Here is a 17270-nt window from a genome sequence, read left to right on the forward strand (position 1 = left end):
CAATATATGGTCGATTATCTTGGCGTGTTCGTTCCGTTCGCGAATTCCAGCAGCGAATGCGCCGCACGGTATGGCTCGGGTGCAGGTAAAACCCTGTAAAACACCCGGGCCATAACGCTTGGTGGGCTGCGCCATAATTCGTGCACTGTCGTTCCGGGAACCGTCTTCCATGTCCAGCAAGCCGCGCCTGTTGCTCGCTTTCGTCCTTGCCGTGTTGCTGGCCTCGCTGCTTGCCTCGATCTTCCAGACCCAGACCAACCTCGCCGCGCTGCAGGCGTTGGGCGTGCCGGTGCCGCTGGATGTGCGCCTCGGCACCACCGGCATCGATCTGCTCGGTTTCGCCCCGACCTTCATCCTGCTCAGTGCACTGGGCTTTCTCGTCGCCCTGCCATTGGCCGTCTGGTTCGTCCGGCGCATGCCGAAGCTGCGCTGGCCGATCTTCGTGCTGGCGGGGGCGATGGCCATCTGGTCGGCACTGGCCCTGGCCAACGCCGTGGCACCGATGCCGACGCTGATCGCCGCCGATCGCAGCCCGTTCGGTACGCTCGGGCTGATGGCTTGCGGCAGCGTCGGTGCGCTGCTGTTCGGCCTGCTCGGCCGTCAGGTGCGCTACCGCACGCAGCCGACTTCCTCCGACTCCCTGTGACAAGGCGTTGCCCATGTTGAGAAGCCCCCGCGCGCTGTTGCTCGGCGCCCTGTTGGTCAGTACGCCGCTGCTGGCACTGGATTACCGCATCGAAACCTTCAGCGAAGGCCTGGAGAACCCCTGGGCAATGGCCTTCCTGCCGGACGGGCGGATGCTGGTCACCGAGCGTGTCGGGCGCCTGCGCATCATCGAAACCGATGGCAGTGTCGATCCCGAGCCGGTGGCCGGCCTGCCGGAGATCTTCATCGCCGCTCAGGCCGGGCTGATGGAGGTGGCGCTGGATCCGGACTATCGCGACAACCGCTGGCTGTACCTGAGCTATGCACACGGCTCGCCGGAGGCCAACAACACGCGTCTGGCCCGCGCCCGCCTGGTGGATGACGAATTGCGCGACTTCGAGGTGCTGTTCACCGCCCAGCCGCTCAAGGCCGGCGCGTCGCATTACGGCGGGCGCATCGCTTTCCTGGCCGACAAGACCCTGGTGCTGACCCTGGGCGACGGCTTCGACTGGCGCGAGCAGGCGCAGAACCCGGCCAACCACCTGGGCAAGATCGTGCGCCTGAACCGCGACGGCAGCGTGCCGCCGGACAACCCGTTGGTGGCGCAGGACGGCGCCGCGGCGGAGATCTACAGCCTCGGTCATCGCAACGTGCAGGGCATCTTCTTCGATGCGGAGAGCGATCGTCTGTACAGCCATGAGCATGGCCCCCGCGGCGGCGACGAACTCAACCTGATCGAGCCCGGTAACAACTACGGCTGGCCGCTGGCGACCTTCGGCATCGATTACACCGGCGCGCGGGTCAGCCCCTATACCGAGCTGCCCGGCCTGACCCAGCCCCTGCTGCACTGGACGCCCTCGGTCGCGCCGTCGAGCCTGACGCTGTATCGCGGCGAGCTGTTCCCCGACTGGCAGGGCGATCTGTTCGTCGCCACCCTGGCCGAGCGCAGCGTACGCCGCATTCGCGTGCGCGACGGCATGCTGGCCGGCGAGGAGATTCTCTTCGAGGAGCTGGAGGAACGCATTCGCGACGTACGCAGTGGTCCGGATGGCGCCCTCTACCTGCTCACCGACAATCCGCAGGGCCGCCTGCTGCGCGTGGTGCCCAGCGAGTAGGGCGCGATCCGTTACACTGGCGGTCCTGATCAACAAGGGACCTGAGCGGTGAAATATCTACAGGGGTATCCGGTGGCCGTGCAGCAGCAGGTGCGCCAGCTGATCGCCGATGATCGGCTGGGCCACTACCTGGCGCAGCGCTACCCGGGGCGCCACGAGGTGCAGAGCGACAAGGCGCTGTACGGCTACGTGATGGCGCTCAAGCAGGAACACCTGAAGAACGCGCCGGCCATCGACAAGGTGCTCTACGACAATCGCCTCGATCTCACTCATCGCGCCCTCGGCCTGCACACGGCGATCTCGCGGGTGCAGGGCGGCAAGCTCAAGGCGAAGAAGGAGATTCGCGTCGCCTCGCTGTTTCGCGACGCGGCGCCGGCCTTTTTGCAGATGATCGTGGTGCACGAACTGGCGCACCTGAAAGAGGCCGAGCACAACAAGGCCTTCTACAAGCTCTGCGATCACATGCTGCCGGGTTACGCGCAGATCGAGTTCGATCTGCGCATGTACCTGACCTGGCGCGAGATGACGGGTTCGGCCTGATAGCGCGCTAGATTGCCGCTATGACTCTATCCGTAGGGTGCACTATGCGCACCACGGACATCGTCCTTTCCCGCGAGGTGCGCATGACGCACCCTGCAGGCTCAGCCGTGCAGGCGTACGTTGAGCTGGTCGACCACCGGTGCCCAGTCGGCGTCTTCGAGAATTTCCTCGCGCAGCAGCGCGGCCTGCGCCGGCGTCCAGAACGGTGCGTCGGACAGTTTGCAGGCGTCCGGCAGTGGCGAATGGGTACTGATGAAGGCGTTGATGCTGGCGGCATCGTCGGGCAAGCCGAGCTGCTTGAACAGGGCCGGCAAGCTGTGCACGGGCGTTTCCATGTCGGGTTCTCCAAACCTGGGGTTCATGGTTAATTACCCAACCCTAGCTCAAATAGTTCCCTTCATTCGGCCGCCAGCACTTCGAATAGCTGCGGCCGCTGGCCCATCGGCAGCCGGATTTCGTCGCCGGGGCGTTTGCCCAGCAACAGGCGCCCCAACGGCGCGGCATTGCCCAGCACCTGGATGCTCTGCCCGGCGTGCTGCAGCTTCATGCTGGCGCCCTGCGGGCCGAGAAACAGCCACTGTTCGTGGCCATCCTCGCCGGCCAGCAGAATCAGCGCGCCCAGTTCGATACCCTGCGCTTCGACGAACGGCCGCGGGCGCAGCTGGCGCCAGGTGATCAGGGTCTGACGCAGTTCTTCGACCCGTCGCGCCTGGCCGCTGGCCAGGTAGGCGGCCTCCAGGCCGAGGGTGTCGTACTTGTTCTCGGCGACGTTCTCTTCATGGGTGGCCGCTTCGTGCGCGGTAAGGGCGGCGCGGCTGGCCTGTTCGAGGTCGGCCTGCAGATGGTTGAGTACGTCTTGCAGCAGCAGATTCTTGTCCATGGTGCGCTATCGGCGGCGGTGATGAGATGGGCGCAGGCCCCTATTCAGGGATGCGCGGCGTCCAGCTGCACGCGGTTGCGCCCGGCGGCCTTGGCCCGGTACATGGCGGCGTCGGCGAGACGAATCAGGGTGGTGGCGTCGTCGCTACCGCGACTCAGGGCTATGCCGATGCTGGCACCGACGCGCACGGCACGATCCTCCAGATACATCGGCGTGTCCAGCCCTTCGAGCAGGCGCTTGGCCAGGTCCTGGGCATCCTCGGCCGACTGCACATTCTCGCAGACCACCACGAATTCGTCGCCGCCCAGGCGTGCCGGCAGATCGATGTCGCGGACGTACTGGCGCAGGCGCTCGGCGATTTCGGCCAGTACCAGATCACCAAAGCCATGGCCATGCCGATCGTTGACCGGCTTGAATCCATCCAGATCGATCAGCATCACGGCGAGCAGTTCGTTGCGGCGCAGGCTGCGCGCCAGGGCCTGCTCCAGGTGCTGTTGCAGTGCGGTGCGATTGGCCAGGCCGGTCAGCGGGTCCTGCAGCGCCAGTTCGCGCAGGCGCTGGTTGGCCTGCTCCAGCGCCAGGGTGCGTTCGGTGACGCGTTTGGCCAGGATCTGTTCGTTGAGCTGCAGCGCTGCCTCGCGCTGGCGCTTGAGTTCGTTGAAGCGCGCGGCCAGGGCGAAGGACAGCAGGATCATCTCCAGCCCGGAGCCGATCTGCATGGCATACAGGGTGAGGAAGTTCGACGGAATCAGGGCGAAGTTGCGCAGCGCCAGCAGCACCGCGCCGGTCAGCAGCATCAGCCAGGCCAGAGCGAACAGGCGTGCGCCGGGGACCCGGTAGCCGACGCAGACGAAGCTGGTCAGCAGTAGCGTCAGGGTAACGATCAGACCGGTCAGCGACATGGTCTGCAAGGCCGTCTGCACCGGCAGGAGCAGGGTGGCGAGAACGGCCAGCAGCGTGGCGCCGCACAGTACCTGCAACACCCGATCCCAGCGCGGCAGCCACTGCCGGGTATCGAGGAAGCTGCGGGCGAAGATCACCGACAGCAGCGCCGCCGAGGTCAGGCTGACCGGCAACATGCGATTGCTCCAGGGCGCGGCGTCGGACCACAGATACTGCGCGCCAAGGCCGTTGAGCGACAGCACGCTGAGGGCGAAGGCGCACATGAACAGCACGTAATTGAGGAAGGGCCGTTCGCGCAGGGCGAGAAACAGCAGCAGGTTGTACAGGCCCAGCGCCACCAGCACGCCGAAGTAGATGGCGTGCACCAGATAGCCGTTCTGGCTGTGCTGCTCGAAATCGCGCAGCGACATCAGCGCTCCGCTGAGGGTCATGCTGCCGCGCGAGTCGACGCGCAGGTACAGCGTGCGTTGCTCGCCGGGCTGCAGGCTGATCTCGAAGACCGGGTTGCGATGACCGACGGCGCGTTCGGCATAGGGCACGGTGTCGCCGCTGCGCGACTGGCGTACGTCGTCGGCGCCGATGTCGTACAGGCGTACTTCATCCAGTGAGGCGTAGTTCAGCTCCAGGCGCCAGACACGCGTTTGCTGAGCGTCCGATTGCAGTTCCAGGCGCAACCAGATCACCCCCGGCACATAGCCGAAGCTCAGATCACGGCGGCTCCGCGAGGATTGAAAAGGCGCGTCGGCGGCGCGCACATCGTCCAGGCTCAGCGTGCCCTGCGGGTCGGCAAGAAAATCCACCAGGCCGTAAAGATCCTGCGGCGCGCTGGCGTCATCCAGGCGGGTGGCGGCGAGGCACAGCTGGCTGGCCAGAAGCAGGCAGCACACCAGCAGCAAGCGCGGTAAGGAGGCGGCACGGGCAGGGTGGGCGTAGCGCTTGGCTGGCATGGGCAGGGCCTGGGAAATAGGCATTGCCAGATAGTGGCAGAAAGCCCGGCGGGCCTGCTAGTGGCGATCCTTCTGCAGGTGCACGGCCAGGGTGCGCAGCGGTGCGAGCTGGCGACAGATCAGTGCCAGCTGCGTCTGTACCAGACGCTGGCGTTCGTCGACATCATCGGCGATCTGCTCCAGGCTCTGCGCCAGAGCCTGTTCCTCGTCGCTGTGAATGGCCAGGGGTTGCTCGCCGCGCAGGCCGGTGGCGATTTCATCGAGACTGCGCGCCAGCGTTTCGGCCTGTTCCAGCAGTTGCGCCTGCGCTTCCTGTGGCAACTGCTCGCCGCGGTGCGCGCCGAGTGCCGAGAGATAGCCGAGCAGGGTGTGCGACAGCACCAGGAAACGGAAGCCGAGGTCGGCATCCTTACGGAAGTGCCCGGGCTCCATGAGCATGTTGCCGAGGGTGGTGGACAGCGCCGCATCGGCGTTGTGCGCGTTGCGCCGGGCCAGGCGGTAACCGAGGTCGTCACGCTTGCCGCGGGCGTACTGGGCGATGATCTGCCGCAGGTAGGCGCTGTTGCAGCTCAGCGTGCCGGCGAGCATGCGGCCCAGGCGCCGGCCCTGCCAGTCCGGCAGGATCAGGAACACCGCCAGCCCGGCGATCATGCCGCCCAGCAGGGTATCGACCAGGCGTGGCAGGAACAGGCCGTAGCCATCGCCGATCTGGTTGAAGCAGAACAGCACCAGCAGGGTGATCGCCGCCGTGGCCAGGGTGTAGCGCGTGCTGCGCGTGGCGAAGAAGGCGACCCCGGCGACCACGGCGAACAGCGCCTGGATGCGCGGATCGGGGAACAGATCGAACAGCGCCCAGCCGATTCCCAGGCCGAGCAGGGTGCCGGCGATACGCTGCACCAGCTTCAGGCGTGTGGCGCCGTAGTTCGGCTGGCAGACGAACAGGGTAGTCAGCAGGATCCAGTAGCCCTGGGCCGGGTGAATCAGGTGCAGCAGGCCGTAGCCGGCGGCCAGGGCGATGGACAGGCGCAGGGCGTGGCGAAACAGCAGCGAGGTGGGCGTCAGTTGCTGGCCGATGCGCTCGGCCACTTCACGCAGCGAATGCGGTTCGCGATCGAGCAGGCTGCTGTCCTGTTCGTCGGCCAGGGCATCGGGGTTGCTGGCGTTGCCCAGCAGCAGGTCGAGGCTGGCGAGGTTGCCGGCCAGTGCGCCGAGCGAGCGCAGCAGGCGGCGCCAGGCCGGGTTGCTCTGCAGATGCAGGTGGTCGAGCGAGGCATGCAGGTCCTCCAGCGCCTGGCTGCACAGCTCGCGGTATTCGAAGGGCTGGCGCAATTCGATGGCGCTGCCCAGGCGTTCGCAGGCTTCGCCGTGCAGGCGCAGCAGGCGCTGGCAGCGAAACAGCACGTCGCTGTGGAAGAAGGCCTCGGCCAGCTCGTTGTAGGGGTAGTGCGAGGAGCTGGCGCGTTCGTGAATGTCCTGGGCGAGGAAGTACAGCTTCAGGTAGCGATTGACCTTGGGTCCGGGACGGCCATTGCCGACCCGGTGCAGGATGATCTCCTTGGCCGCATTGAGCGCCGACACCACGCGCCCGTTCTGCTGCGCCAGTTCCAGGCGGCGCTGCTCGACGTCCAGCTGGCGCACCGGCTCGAACAGTGCCGCCTTGAGCTTGAGGTACTTGCCAAGTTCGCGAAACAGCCGTGCCAGGCTTTGCTGCACCGGCTGATGAGCGAACAGGCCATGCCAGATCACCGACAGCAGGCCGTACCATGCGGCGCCGGCCACCAGCAGCAGGGGCTCCAGCCACAGGCCGGCGACGCCGCCGCGCTGCTCGACGCCGATCATGCTGTACACGGCGAGGATCAGCGTGCCGGAGCCGAGCGTGGCGAAACGCTCGCCCAGGGCGCCGAGCAGGGTCAGGCAAAAGGTCGACAGCGCCAGGGCGATGACGAACAGCCAGGGGTAGGGAAACAGAAACTCCACCGCGTAGGCCGCCGCGCTGAAGCAGGCCAGGGTCACCAGCACCGCACCGAGACGGCCTTGCCAACTGTCGTCTGTCTCGGTCAGGGCGCTGGCGATGATGCCGAGAAACAGGGGGATCAGTCCGTGCATCCAGCCCTGCCACCAACACAGCGCGAGGGCTCCGGTCAGGGCGATGAGCACCCGCAGGCTGGCGCTGAATTTGTCCAGCGCCCAGAGGCGGCGCAGCGATTGGCGAAGGCGGGGACGGGGCATAAACGACCTGGTTGAAGTAGAGATGAGCAGCCTACCGGAACTGAATGACCGCTGGGTATCCATCTGCACCCAATAGCCATGCCTGGCGCCTCGCTTCACCCGCTCGTACATGCCCTGTAGCACATCCGGTTGCCCGGTCGAGGGAGTCGCAGAAGGCCTGGACTATGCTCAGTAAGGTCCCGCTGCCACATCTTCGGTACCACCGCGGGCCTGGGAGTCAAACGTGTCACCTGGCTGGTTGCGTCTGTGTCTGTGCGCTCTGATCCTCTGCGGATCGGTGGGGGTGAGTGCGGCGCCGGGCGCAGTGGTGCGCTTGCAGGTGGATGGCGTGATCGGCCCGGCCAGTGCCGATTATCTGGTGCGCGGCCTGGCCAGGGCGGTGGACGAAGGCGCCCAGCTGGTGGTGATCGAGATCGACACCCCCGGCGGCCTGGACAGCGCCATGCGCGCCATCATCAAGGCAATTCTCGCCAGCCCCGTTCCGGTCGCGACGCACGTCGCACCCGGAGGTGCGCGGGCGGCCAGCGCCGGCACCTACATCCTCTACGCCAGCCATGTGGCCGCGATGGCTTCGGGAACCAATCTCGGCGCCGCCACGCCAGTGGCCATCGGCATGCCGGGCTCGCCAGGCAAGCCCGAGGGCGACGGCAAGGGCGAGACGAACAAACCGACACAAGGCGAAAAGGGCTCGGATGACGCCATGACCGCCAAGCAGGTCAACGACGCCGCGGCCTACATCCGCGGCCTGGCCAATATGCGCGGACGCAACGCCGAATGGGCCGAACAGGCGGTGCGCGAAGCCGTCAGTCTGTCAGCCGAGGAGGCGCTGGAACGCCAGGTGATCGACTACCTGGCCGCTGATACCACCGACTTGTTGCGCCAGCTGGATGGCAAGACCCTGCAGGCGGCAGGCGTCGAGCAGACCCTGGCTACGGCTGGCGCGCCGCTGATCAGCCATGCTCCGGACTGGCGCACCCGCCTGCTGGCGGTGATCACCAATCCCAGCGTGGCGCTGATCCTGATGATGATCGGCATCTACGGGCTGTTCTTCGAATTCGCCAACCCCGGCAGTGGCGTTGGCGGCGTGCTCGGCGGCATCAGCCTGGTGCTCGCGCTCTACGCCCTGCAATTGCTGCCGGTGAACTACGCCGGCGTGGCGCTGATCCTGCTCGGTATCGCCTTCATCACCGCCGAGGCCTTCCTGCCCAGCTTCGGCGTGCTCGGCATCGGCGGGGTGGTGGCGTTCGTGTTCGGCGGGCTGATCCTGATCGATACCGATGTGCCGGGCTTCGGTATTCCGCTGGCGCTGATCGTCACCCTGGCGCTGATCAGCGCTGCGCTGGTCCTGGCCATCGTCGGCATGGCGCTCAGGGCCAGGCGGCGCCAGCAGGTGGCCGGTGCCAGCGCACTGGTGGGCAGCCTCGCGGCGGTCGCCGCGGTGCGCGACGACGATCCGCGCGCCGGTTGGGTAGCGCTGCAGGGCGAACGCTGGCAGGTGCGGGGCACCGCGCCATTGCGGCTTGGGCAGCGGGTACGAGTCACGGCGCGCGACGGCGTGCATCTGCAGGTCAGCGCGGTGGATGAACCACCGCCCCAAGGAGGTCACTGATGGGTTTCGAATTGAGCTTCATTTCACTGGCGATCATCGTTCTCGCGCTGCTCGTCTCATCCTTTCGCATCCTGCGGGAATACGAGCGTGGCGTGGTGTTCCAGCTCGGCCGCTTCTGGCGGGTCAAGGGCCCGGGGCTGATCCTGATCATCCCCGGCCTGCAACAGATGGTGCGGGTGGACCTGCGCACCATCGTCCTCGACGTGCCGCCGCAGGACGTGATCTCCCGCGACAACGTCTCGGTCAAGGTCAACGCGGTGATCTACTTCCGCGTGCTCGATCCGCAGAATGCGATCATCCAGGTCGAGGATTACATGGTCGCCACCAGCCAGCTGGCGCAGACCACGCTGCGCGCGGTGCTCGGCAAGCACGACCTGGACCAGATGCTCGCCGAGCGCGAGCAGCTCAACTCCGACATCCAGCAGGTGCTGGATGCGCAGACCGACGCCTGGGGCATCAAGGTGGCCAACGTCGAGATCAAGCACGTCGACATCAATGAATCCATGGTGCGCGCCATCGCCCGCCAGGCCGAAGCCGAACGCGAGCGGCGGGCCAAGGTGATTCACGCCGAAGGCGAGCTGCAGGCCTCGGAGAAGCTGATGCAGGCTGCCGAGATCCTCGGCCGGCAGAGCGGCGCCATGCAGCTGCGCTACATGCAGACGTTGAGCAATATCGCCAGCGACAAGAACTCGACCATCGTCTTCCCGCTGCCGGTGGAACTGCTGCGCGGCATCGTCGACCTCAAGGAGCCCAAGGCTTGAGTTTGGAACCGATCGGTTCTAAATTGCGTCCATGACGACACGTGGACGCCCCAAGGGCTTCTGCCCGGACCGGGCCCTGGAAAACGCCATGCAGCTGTTCTGGCATCGCGGTTATGAGACCGCATCGCTGCAGGACCTGCAGGCGGCCACCGGGCTGTCCAGGAGCAGCCTGTATCAGACCTACCCGAGCAAGCAGGCCTGGTTCGTCGCGGCGTTCAGCCGCTACGTAGCGCAGCGTCGTGCCTTGCTGCTGGAACAGCTCGATGCCAGCGCCTCACCGCTGGCCTTCATCCGCGAGCGCCTGCTCAGCGTGCTCGAAGACGATGGCCCAGGTGGCGTGCCGCGTGGCTGCATGCTGGTCAACGTCGCCAATGAATTCTCCTTGTCGCAGCCCGCGCTGGTGCCGGTTCTGCAGCAGGCCACTGCAGGCATCTGCCAGGTTTTCGAAGAGGCGCTGGCGCGCGCCGTGGCCTGCGGGGAACTGCGCAACGGGCAGGACCTCGCGGCCCGCGCCGGCTACCTGCAGTGCGTGATGAGCGGGCTGCGCACGCAGGTGAAATCCGCAGTGCCGGCGGACTCGATCCGTGCCACCGTGGCCGTGGTGATGACGAGCCTGGACTGTCAGTGAGCCAGCCAGGGCAGGGCCATCGTTGGTTTAATTCTGGACGGATTGGTTTTGAATGGAGGTGATATGCGCGAATTGTTCGAACTGTGCGGCGCCGATCGCGAGCTGCTGTTCTCGCCCTACTGCTGGCGCGTACGCCTGGCCATGGCGCACAAGGGGCTGGACTGGCAGAGCCGGCCGATACGTTTCACCGACAAGGAACTGATCGCCTTCTCCGGGCAGAAGCTGGTGCCGGTGCTGAGCGACGGCGGCGAAACGGTGCACGATAGCCTGGCAATCTTCACCTACCTGGATCGGCGTTATCCACAGCGCCCTTTGCTCGGCGAGGGCCTGGCGGCCGAGCGCGCCCGTCTGGTCGAGCGCCTGAGCTTTCACATGGTGCGCATACCGCTGTTGAAGATACTGATCCCGCGCGTCTGGCAGGTGATCGACCCGGCCGACCGCGAGTATTTCCGCAGCAGCCGCGAGCAGGCGTTGGGCATGAGCCTGGAGGCCTTCGCCGATCCGCAGGGCGGCGAGCGGCTGTTTCGTGAAGGTGTAGCGCCGTTGGAAATGTGGCTGCGCGATCAGCCCTTCCTCGAAGGTCAGGCCCCAGGCGGCTGCGACTACCTGCTGGCCGGCATGCTGCTCTGGGCCTGGTGCCTGGGGGCGCAGCCCTGGACCGACGATTCGGCCTTGGGCGCCTGGTTCGCGCGCATCCTGCAGGCGTACGAAGCCACCCACGGCCCGGTCAAACGGGCCATGATCGAGATGGAGCAGAGCCGATGATCGACCTGTACTACTGGACCACGCCGAACGGCCACAAGGTCAGCATCTTCCTCGAAGAGGCCGGGCTCGAGTACCGCATCGTCCCGGTGCATATCGGCAAGGGCGAACAGTTCGCTCCCGAGTTTCTCAAGATCGCGCCGAACAACCGTATTCCCGCCATCGTCGATCATGCGCCAGCCGATGGCGGCGAGCCCATCGCCCTGTTCGAATCCGGGGCGATTCTCGAATACCTGGCCGACAAGACCGGGCAATTCCTGCCGCGCGAGACACGCGCGCGTTTCAGCGTGCTGCAGTGGCTGTACTGGCAGATGGGCGGCGTCGGGCCGATGGCGGGGCAGAATCATCATTTCGTGCGTTACGCGCCGGAGCCCATCCCCTATGCCATCGACCGCTACGTGAAGGAAACCGCCCGCCTCTACGGCGTGCTGGATCGCCAACTGGCCGGGCGTGAATACGTGGCGGGCGAGTACTCCATCGCCGACATGGCCATCTATCCCTGGGCCAAGTTGTGGAAGATGCAGCAGCAGAAGCTGGAGGACTTTCCCAACATGGCCGCCTGGCTCGGGCGCCTCGACGCCCGCCCGGCCGTGCAGCGTGCCTACGCGCTGGTGGAACAGGTGAATACCGATCCACAGGCGCTGCTCACTGCCGAAGCGCGGCGACTGCTGTTCGGGCAGTGACGGGCGGACAGCTTTTCTGACGTTTTTTCCGGTGCGGCGCGTGACGCTTTTCTAGACTTGAGGGTGTTGACCCTGAACGCTGGGAGAGAGTCATGCGCATCGGCGTACCCAAGGAAATCAAGAACCACGAGTACCGTGTCGGCCTCACCCCGCAGTCCGTGGCCGAACTGACCGCGCTGGGGCATGAGGTGTGGATCGAAACCCGGGCCGGCGCCGCCATCGGTTTTGCCGACGAGGACTACCGCCAGGCCGGGGCGCAGATTGCCCAGGGTGCCGGCGAGGTATTCCAGCAGGCGCAGTTGATCGTCAAGGTCAAGGAGCCGCTGGCGGTGGAACGGGCCAAATTGCGCGAGCAGCACACGCTGTTCACCTACCTGCACCTGGCGCCGGATCGGCCGCAGACCGACGAGCTGATGGCCAGCGGCGCCACCTGTATCGCCTACGAGACGGTGACCGATGCGCAGGGCCGCCTGCCGCTGCTGGCGCCGATGTCGGAAGTGGCCGGGCGCATGTCGATCCAGGCTGGTGCCGGCTGCCTGGAGAAGGCGCGTGGCGGTCGCGGTGTGCTGCTTGGCGGCGTGCCCGGGGTGGCGCCGGGCAAGGTGGTGATTCTCGGCGGCGGCGTGGTGGGCAGCCATGCCCTGGCCATGGCCGTTGGCCTCGGCGCCGATGTCACTGTGCTGGACAAGAATGTCGATGCCCTGCGCCGGCTCGATGCGCAGTACGGCAACCGCATCACCACGCTCTATTCCACGCGCGCTGCGGTGCGGGAACAGGTACTGGCGGCCGATCTGGTCATCGGCGGCGTGCTGATCCCCGGGGCGGCTGCGCCCAAACTCATCACTGCCGACATGGTGCGGCAGATGCAGGCCGGCGCGGTGCTGGTGGATGTCGCCATCGACCAGGGCGGCTGCGCCGAAACCTCGCATGCCACCACACATGCCGAACCCACTTATGTGGTCGATGACGTGGTGCACTACTGCGTGGCCAACATGCCCGGCGCGGTGGCGCGTACCTCGACCCTGGCGCTGAACAACGCCACCCTGCCATTCGTCGTGGCGCTGGCGCAGAAGGGCACGCGCCGGGCCCTGGAAGAGGACGTGCACCTGCTCGCGGGGCTCAACGTGGCCAGGGGCGTGATCACCTGCGGCAGCGTCGCCGAGGCTCATGGCCTGCCATTCCAGTCGGCGGCCGCGGTGCTGGAGCATTTGTAGCGGCCGGGTGGCGGTTTGTCGCTGCGCACCGATAAGGGCGATGCTGGTGGGCAGGATGCGTCCCCAGCATTGGTGCGCACGGCGCACCCTACGTGCGCGCCGATCCGTAGGGTGCGCTGCGCGCACCACCTGCGCGAACAGTGGTCAATGGGACGGCTGCAGCCGCTCGGACAGCGGATGATTGCGAGACAGCGCCGCGGGCATGGTGCCCGCGGCCGCTGCGAAGACGAACCCGCGCCGCGGAGGAAAGCACCATGTCCAGCCGTCGCCATCTTTTGCTCGCCGCTGGCGCTGCCTTGCTGGCCAGCCCTTCGCTGGTGCTGGCCGAGCGCCTGCTGACGCCGCGGCAAACGCTCGGCCCCTTCTACCCCGACCAGCTGCCGCTCGATCGCGACAACGATCTGGTGCAGGTCGAAGGTCGGGCCGAGGAAGCGCGAGGCATTCATGTGCAGTTGCACGGCTCGATCCTCGACGCCGGCGGTCGGCCGCTGGCCGGGGCGCTGGTGGAAATCTGGCAGGTCGATGCCAACGGCATCTACCTGCACAGCCGTGGCGGCGATCGCCAGCGGCTCGACCCCGGGTTTCAGGGCTACGGCCGCTTCGTCACGGCGGCGGACGGTCGCTATGGCTTTCGCACCATCCGCCCGGTGTCCTATCCCGGGCGCACGCCGCATATCCATCTGGCGGTGACTCTGCCGGGCATGCCGCGCTTCGCCACCCAGTGCTATGTCCGCGGCGAGCCGGGCAACCAGCGCGACGGCCTGCTCAACGCCATTCGCGACCCACGCCTGCGCGAACTGCTGGTCGTGCCTTTCGTGCCGGTCAGCGGGCAGATCAACCAGCAGATTGCCCGCTTCGATGTGGTCCTCGGCGTCACCCCGACCTCATGAGAACGGATTGCAGCGCCAGCCCAGAGCAGCAGCGGTGCGCACGGCGCACCCTACGGCCACAGGCCGTGTTGGCGGATGCCTCAGACGTATTGCGCGGCGGCGTAACCCGAGGCCCAGGCCCACTGGAAGTTGAAGCCGCCGAGGTGGCCGGTGACGTCCAGCACCTCGCCGATGAAGTACAGCCCCGGCACCTTGAGCGATTCGAGGGTCTTCGACGACACCTCGTCGGTATTCACCCCACCCAGGGTCACTTCCGCGGTGCGATAGCCTTCGGTGCCGGCCGGCACCAGTTGCCAGTCCGACAGGCGCTCGGCGATCGCCTTGAGCTCGCCCGGGGTGTACTGCTTCAGCGGCTTGTTGACGAACCAGCTGTCGACCAGCAGGGTGGCCATCTTCTTGGTGAACAGCTCGGCCAGCAGGGTTTTCAGCTCGCTGTTGCCGCGCTCGCGCTGTTGGCTGGCCAGCCACTCGGGCAGGTCGATATGCGGCAGCAGGTCGATATGCAGGGTGTCGCCCGGCTGCCAGTAGGAGGAAATCTGCAGGATCGCCGGGCCGGACAGGCCGCGGTGGGTGAACAGGATGTTCTCGACGAAACTCTGGCCGTTGCAGCTCACCCGGCAGTCCTCCACCGAAGTGCCGGACAGCTCGGTGCACAGGGCCTTGAGCTGCGGCTCGGTGATGGTGAAGGGCACCAGGCCGGCGCGGGTCGGCAGCAGCTCGTGGCCGAACTGCCTGGCCACCTGGTAGCCGAAGCCGGTGGCGCCGAGGGTCGGAATCGACAGCCCGCCGGTGGCGATCACCAGCGACTGGCAGGCGACCTCGCCCAGGTCGCTGTGCAGCAGGAAGCCGCCGTCGCGCTTCTCGATGCGCTGCACCGCCGTGTTCAGGCGGATCTCGGCGCCCGCTTCGGCGCACTCGGCCAGCAGCAGTTCGAGGATGTCGCTGGACTTGTTGTCGCAGAACAGCTGGCCGAGTTTCTTCTCGTGGTAGGGCACGCCATGCTTGGCCACCAGGCCGATGAAATCCCACTGGGTGAAGCGCGCCAGGGCGGACTTGCAGAAATGCGGGTTGCCGGAGAGGAAATTGCCCGGCTCGCAGTACAGGTTGGTGAAGTTGCAGCGCCCGCCACCGGACATGAGGATCTTCTTGCCGGCCTTGTTGGCGTGGTCCAGCACCAGCACCCGGCGGCCGCGGGCGGCGGCCGTGGCCGCACACATGAGGCCGGCGGCGCCAGCGCCGATGATCAGTACGTCGGTTTGCAACACGAGATGTCCCCAGGTGGATCGCGGACGCAGAAGCAGGCTGCGCGAAAACCCCGCCAGTTTACCCGAAGCCGCTCTGTGCCGCCGGTTCGGCCAGCGCGCCGCATGCGCGAGGCGAGTGCGCGGATGACTGTTTCAATATCGAGACAGTGACGAGGGGCGCCGCGCCTGCTATCACTACAGCGACCCCCTCCGTGGATCGCCACCCATGCCCGCCCTACGCGTCTGGCTATTGCTTCTGTTGCTGTCACCGGCATTGGCTGCGGCCGAGGCGCTGCGCCTGGTGGCCGATCCCTGGCCGCCCTTCAATGACCAGACGCTGCCTGGCAAGGGCCTGGCCAGTGATCTGGTGGAGCAGGCGCTCAAGCGCGCCGGCTACACCACCAGCTATGCGGAGGTGCCCTGGGAACGTGCCGTGAGGGGCCTCAAGCGCGGCGATTACGACGTGCTGATCAACGCCTGGTACAGCCTCGAGCGCACCGAGTACGGCTATTACTCCCAGCCCTATCTGGTCAATCGCATCCGCTTTCTGCAGCGCAAGGGCAGCAGGATTCGCTTCGAAACCCTGGCCGATCTCTACCCCTACACCATCGCGGTGATCAGGGGGTATGCCTATTCCAAGGAGTTCGACAGCGACCCGTACCTGCTCAAGGTCGGCGTCGGCAGCTTCGAGATCGCCGCACGCATGTTGCACGCCGGGCGGGTGCAGCTCACGCTGGAGGACGAGCTGGTGGCGCGCCATGTCCTCGCTGGCACGCTGAGCCCCCTGCGTGACGAGCTGGAGTTCCTGCCACAACCGCTGAGCGAGAATGGCCTGCACATTCTGGTGCGCCGCAGCCATCCCCGTTATCGCGAAATCGCCAGGCGTTTCGACGCTGCGATTCAGGCCATGAGCGACGACGGCAGCTATGCCGCGACGCTGCAGCGGCATACCCCCTGATCAGATCAGGACGGTACGCGCGCGGCCCTGCTGCTTGGCCCGGTACAGGCGAATATCGGCTTCGTGCAGCAGGCTTTCCAGGTCTTCCGGCTCACCCTGATAGAGGCCGGCGCTGAACGACAGTGGCGGAGCGCCGACGGCGTAATGCAGCCCGGCGCATTGCTGGCGCAGTTTGTCCAGTGCCTGCGCCACGTGATCGGCACCGTGCAGGGTGAGCAGGGCGAATTCCTCACCGCCCAGACGGCCCAGCAGCATGTCGGGGAAGGCATTGCCCATCGCCCGGGCGAAGACCACCAGGGCGCTGTCGCCGCTGGCATGGCCGAAGCCATCGTTGATCTGCTTGAAGTGGTCGAGGTCGAGCATCGCCACGCTGACCTGGCGCTTGTCCCGTTGCGCCTGCTGCAGCATCTGCAGGCCCTGCTCGTAGAAGGCGCGGCGGTTGTTCAGGCCGGTCAGGGCATCGAACTGCGCGGCCTTTTTCAGCGCCCGCAGCAGGTCGCGGCGCTCCAGGGTGGACATTACCCGGCAGTTCAGCTCTTCCGGGCAGAACGGCTTGCGCAGGAAGTCGTCGGCGCCATGCTTGATGAACTGGGCACTGAGCGAGCCCTTGGGGTCGGCGGAAACGCCGACGATGATCAGGTCGTTGAGGCGCAGCTTCTGGCGCAGCAGCTTGACCAGCTCGAAGCCGCTGACGCCGGGCATGGCGTGGTCCAATACCAGCAGGTCGAGGTCGGGGTGTTCGTTCAGCTGGCGCAGGGTTTCCTTGCCGTCGCTGGCCTCGATGATCTGGTAATGGTGCGGTTCGAGGATATGGCGGATGTAGTGGCGCTGCGCCGCGGAGTCGTCGGCGATGAGAATCTTGATCTGGCTGTTGTGATCGAGGCGGTGCAGCAGGCGAAAGGCGTACTCGTAGGAGTGCTGGCTTTCCTTGAGCACGTAGTCGACCACCCCCTTCATCAGCAGCTCGTCACGGCGCTGCTCGTTGTAGCTGCCACTGAGCACGATGCAGGGCAGGTGATAGCGCATCACCAGGTCGACGCTCTCGCCGTCCGGCGCATCCGGCAGGTGCAGGTCGACGATGGCGGCGAAGAACAGCGAGGCGGAGGTTTCCAGCATCACCTCGGCCTCGGCCAGCGAGGCGCAGAAGATCGGCTCCAGATCGGTTTCCTGGCGGAACAGATGCTCGAGGATCTTCAGTACCAGGGGACTGTCTTCGATGACCAGAATATTGCGCATGGATCACTCCGGCCGGGCCGTTTGAT

General features: G+C 66.3%; 17 protein-coding genes. 11 read left to right on the top strand and 6 right to left on the bottom strand.

What is annotated here, in order from left to right; all coding sequences use genetic code 11:
- Window positions 1-169: 169 nt before the first annotated feature.
- From BLS61_RS09375 to BLS61_RS09385, 3 genes are read left to right on the top strand one after another with little or no spacing between them, the layout of a single operon-like run.
- The gene (locus BLS61_RS09375; protein ID WP_090430142.1) at window positions 170-646 is read left to right on the top strand and encodes a hypothetical protein; all 477 of its coding nucleotides are present in this window, start codon (window positions 170-172) and stop codon (window positions 644-646) included.
- Between the two features lie 13 nt (window positions 647-659).
- Complete coding sequence (locus BLS61_RS09380) at window positions 660-1760, top strand: PQQ-dependent sugar dehydrogenase (protein ID WP_090430144.1); 1101 nt, start codon at window positions 660-662, stop codon at window positions 1758-1760.
- A gap of 48 nt (window positions 1761-1808) precedes the next feature.
- Window positions 1809-2300, top strand: coding sequence for a YgjP-like metallopeptidase domain-containing protein (locus BLS61_RS09385; RefSeq protein WP_090430146.1), 492 nt, complete (start codon window positions 1809-1811; stop codon window positions 2298-2300).
- A gap of 101 nt (window positions 2301-2401) precedes the next feature.
- Here BLS61_RS09385 and BLS61_RS09390 read toward each other — a convergent pair whose 3' ends face one another.
- The 4 genes from BLS61_RS09390 to yccS all read right to left on the bottom strand — a co-directional run bounded on the left by BLS61_RS09390 (window position 2402) and on the right by yccS (window position 7259).
- Window positions 2402-2635, bottom strand: a complete 234-nt coding sequence (locus BLS61_RS09390) for a DUF2789 domain-containing protein (protein WP_090430148.1) — start codon at window positions 2633-2635, stop codon at window positions 2402-2404.
- 62 nt (window positions 2636-2697) lie between these two features.
- On the bottom strand, window positions 2698-3180 hold the full coding sequence (locus tag BLS61_RS09395; protein ID WP_090430150.1) for a GreA/GreB family elongation factor: 483 nt from the start codon (window positions 3178-3180) through the stop codon (window positions 2698-2700).
- Window positions 3181-3224: 44 nt separating this feature from the next.
- On the bottom strand, window positions 3225-5054 hold the full coding sequence (locus BLS61_RS09400) for a diguanylate cyclase (protein WP_244157928.1): 1830 nt from the start codon (window positions 5052-5054) through the stop codon (window positions 3225-3227).
- 33 nt (window positions 5055-5087) lie between these two features.
- On the bottom strand, window positions 5088-7259 hold the full coding sequence (gene yccS, locus BLS61_RS09405; protein WP_090430152.1) for a YccS family putative transporter: 2172 nt from the start codon (window positions 7257-7259) through the stop codon (window positions 5088-5090).
- A 223-nt stretch (window positions 7260-7482) separates the two neighbouring features.
- Here yccS and BLS61_RS09410 point away from each other — a divergent pair, with 223 nt between their 5' ends.
- The 7 genes from BLS61_RS09410 to BLS61_RS09440 all read left to right on the top strand — a co-directional run bounded on the left by BLS61_RS09410 (window position 7483) and on the right by BLS61_RS09440 (window position 13806).
- Window positions 7483-8868 carry an NfeD family protein gene (locus BLS61_RS09410; protein WP_090430154.1) on the top strand — a complete coding sequence of 462 codons (1386 nt, stop codon included), beginning with the start codon at window positions 7483-7485 and terminating at the stop codon, window positions 8866-8868.
- Complete coding sequence (locus tag BLS61_RS09415) at window positions 8868-9629, top strand: slipin family protein (RefSeq protein WP_024306571.1); 762 nt, start codon at window positions 8868-8870, stop codon at window positions 9627-9629. Before BLS61_RS09410 ends, BLS61_RS09415 begins: the two co-directional genes overlap by 1 nt.
- A gap of 31 nt (window positions 9630-9660) precedes the next feature.
- Window positions 9661-10257, top strand: coding sequence for a TetR/AcrR family transcriptional regulator (locus BLS61_RS09420; RefSeq protein ID WP_244157929.1), 597 nt, complete (start codon window positions 9661-9663; stop codon window positions 10255-10257).
- Window positions 10258-10320: 63 nt separating this feature from the next.
- Window positions 10321-11022 carry a glutathione S-transferase family protein gene (locus BLS61_RS09425; protein ID WP_090430158.1) on the top strand — a complete coding sequence of 234 codons (702 nt, stop codon included), beginning with the start codon at window positions 10321-10323 and terminating at the stop codon, window positions 11020-11022.
- The gene (locus BLS61_RS09430) at window positions 11019-11702 is read left to right on the top strand and encodes a glutathione S-transferase N-terminal domain-containing protein (RefSeq protein WP_090430160.1); all 684 of its coding nucleotides are present in this window, start codon (window positions 11019-11021) and stop codon (window positions 11700-11702) included. The genes BLS61_RS09425 and BLS61_RS09430 overlap by 4 nt, the downstream gene beginning before the upstream one ends.
- 92 nt (window positions 11703-11794) lie before the next feature.
- Complete coding sequence (ald, locus tag BLS61_RS09435) at window positions 11795-12916, top strand: alanine dehydrogenase (RefSeq protein WP_090430162.1); 1122 nt, start codon at window positions 11795-11797, stop codon at window positions 12914-12916.
- A 254-nt stretch (window positions 12917-13170) separates the two neighbouring features.
- A complete protein-coding gene (locus BLS61_RS09440) occupies window positions 13171-13806 on the top strand; it encodes a dioxygenase family protein (protein WP_090430163.1) in 636 nt (211 codons plus the stop codon).
- 80 nt (window positions 13807-13886) lie between these two features.
- Here the strand turns inward: BLS61_RS09440 and BLS61_RS09445 are convergent, their stop codons facing one another.
- Window positions 13887-15071: a BaiN/RdsA family NAD(P)/FAD-dependent oxidoreductase gene (locus tag BLS61_RS09445; RefSeq protein WP_090430165.1), complete on the bottom strand. Its 1185-nt coding sequence runs from the start codon at window positions 15069-15071 to the stop codon at window positions 13887-13889.
- 205 nt (window positions 15072-15276) lie between these two features.
- Here BLS61_RS09445 and BLS61_RS09450 point away from each other — a divergent pair, with 205 nt between their 5' ends.
- Complete coding sequence (locus BLS61_RS09450; RefSeq protein WP_090430167.1) at window positions 15277-16008, top strand: substrate-binding periplasmic protein; 732 nt, start codon at window positions 15277-15279, stop codon at window positions 16006-16008.
- Here BLS61_RS09450 and BLS61_RS09455 read toward each other — a convergent pair whose 3' ends face one another.
- Window positions 16009-17244 carry a diguanylate cyclase domain-containing protein gene (locus BLS61_RS09455; RefSeq protein ID WP_090430169.1) on the bottom strand — a complete coding sequence of 412 codons (1236 nt, stop codon included), beginning with the start codon at window positions 17242-17244 and terminating at the stop codon, window positions 16009-16011.
- Window positions 17245-17270 lie beyond the last annotated feature (26 nt).

The sequence above is a fragment of the Ectopseudomonas guguanensis genome (genome assembly GCF_900104265.1).
GTDB classification, from domain to species: domain Bacteria; phylum Pseudomonadota; class Gammaproteobacteria; order Pseudomonadales; family Pseudomonadaceae; genus Aquipseudomonas; species Aquipseudomonas guguanensis.

Excerpts from the sequence above, each read along its gene's own strand:
- BLS61_RS09395 (WP_090430150.1), bottom strand. The coding sequence starts at position 3,180 with ATGGACAAGAATCTGCTGCTGCAAGACGTACTCAACCATCTGCAGGCC.
- BLS61_RS09375 (WP_090430142.1), top strand. The coding sequence starts at position 170 with ATGTCCAGCAAGCCGCGCCTGTTGCTCGCTTTCGTCCTTGCCGTGTTG.
- BLS61_RS09440 (WP_090430163.1), top strand. The coding sequence starts at position 13,171 with ATGTCCAGCCGTCGCCATCTTTTGCTCGCCGCTGGCGCTGCCTTGCTG.
- yccS (WP_090430152.1), bottom strand. The coding sequence starts at position 7,259 with ATGCCCCGTCCCCGCCTTCGCCAATCGCTGCGCCGCCTCTGGGCGCTG.
- ald (WP_090430162.1), top strand. The coding sequence starts at position 11,795 with ATGCGCATCGGCGTACCCAAGGAAATCAAGAACCACGAGTACCGTGTC.
- BLS61_RS09425 (WP_090430158.1), top strand. The coding sequence starts at position 10,321 with ATGCGCGAATTGTTCGAACTGTGCGGCGCCGATCGCGAGCTGCTGTTC.
- BLS61_RS09450 (WP_090430167.1), top strand. The coding sequence starts at position 15,277 with ATGCCCGCCCTACGCGTCTGGCTATTGCTTCTGTTGCTGTCACCGGCA.
- BLS61_RS09430 (WP_090430160.1), top strand. The coding sequence starts at position 11,019 with ATGATCGACCTGTACTACTGGACCACGCCGAACGGCCACAAGGTCAGC.
- BLS61_RS09420 (WP_244157929.1), top strand. The coding sequence starts at position 9,661 with ATGACGACACGTGGACGCCCCAAGGGCTTCTGCCCGGACCGGGCCCTG.
- BLS61_RS09390 (WP_090430148.1), bottom strand. The coding sequence starts at position 2,635 with ATGGAAACGCCCGTGCACAGCTTGCCGGCCCTGTTCAAGCAGCTCGGC.
- BLS61_RS09455 (WP_090430169.1), bottom strand. The coding sequence starts at position 17,244 with ATGCGCAATATTCTGGTCATCGAAGACAGTCCCCTGGTACTGAAGATC.
- BLS61_RS09415 (WP_024306571.1), top strand. The coding sequence starts at position 8,868 with ATGGGTTTCGAATTGAGCTTCATTTCACTGGCGATCATCGTTCTCGCG.
- BLS61_RS09400 (WP_244157928.1), bottom strand. The coding sequence starts at position 5,054 with ATGCCTATTTCCCAGGCCCTGCCCATGCCAGCCAAGCGCTACGCCCAC.
- BLS61_RS09380 (WP_090430144.1), top strand. The coding sequence starts at position 660 with ATGTTGAGAAGCCCCCGCGCGCTGTTGCTCGGCGCCCTGTTGGTCAGT.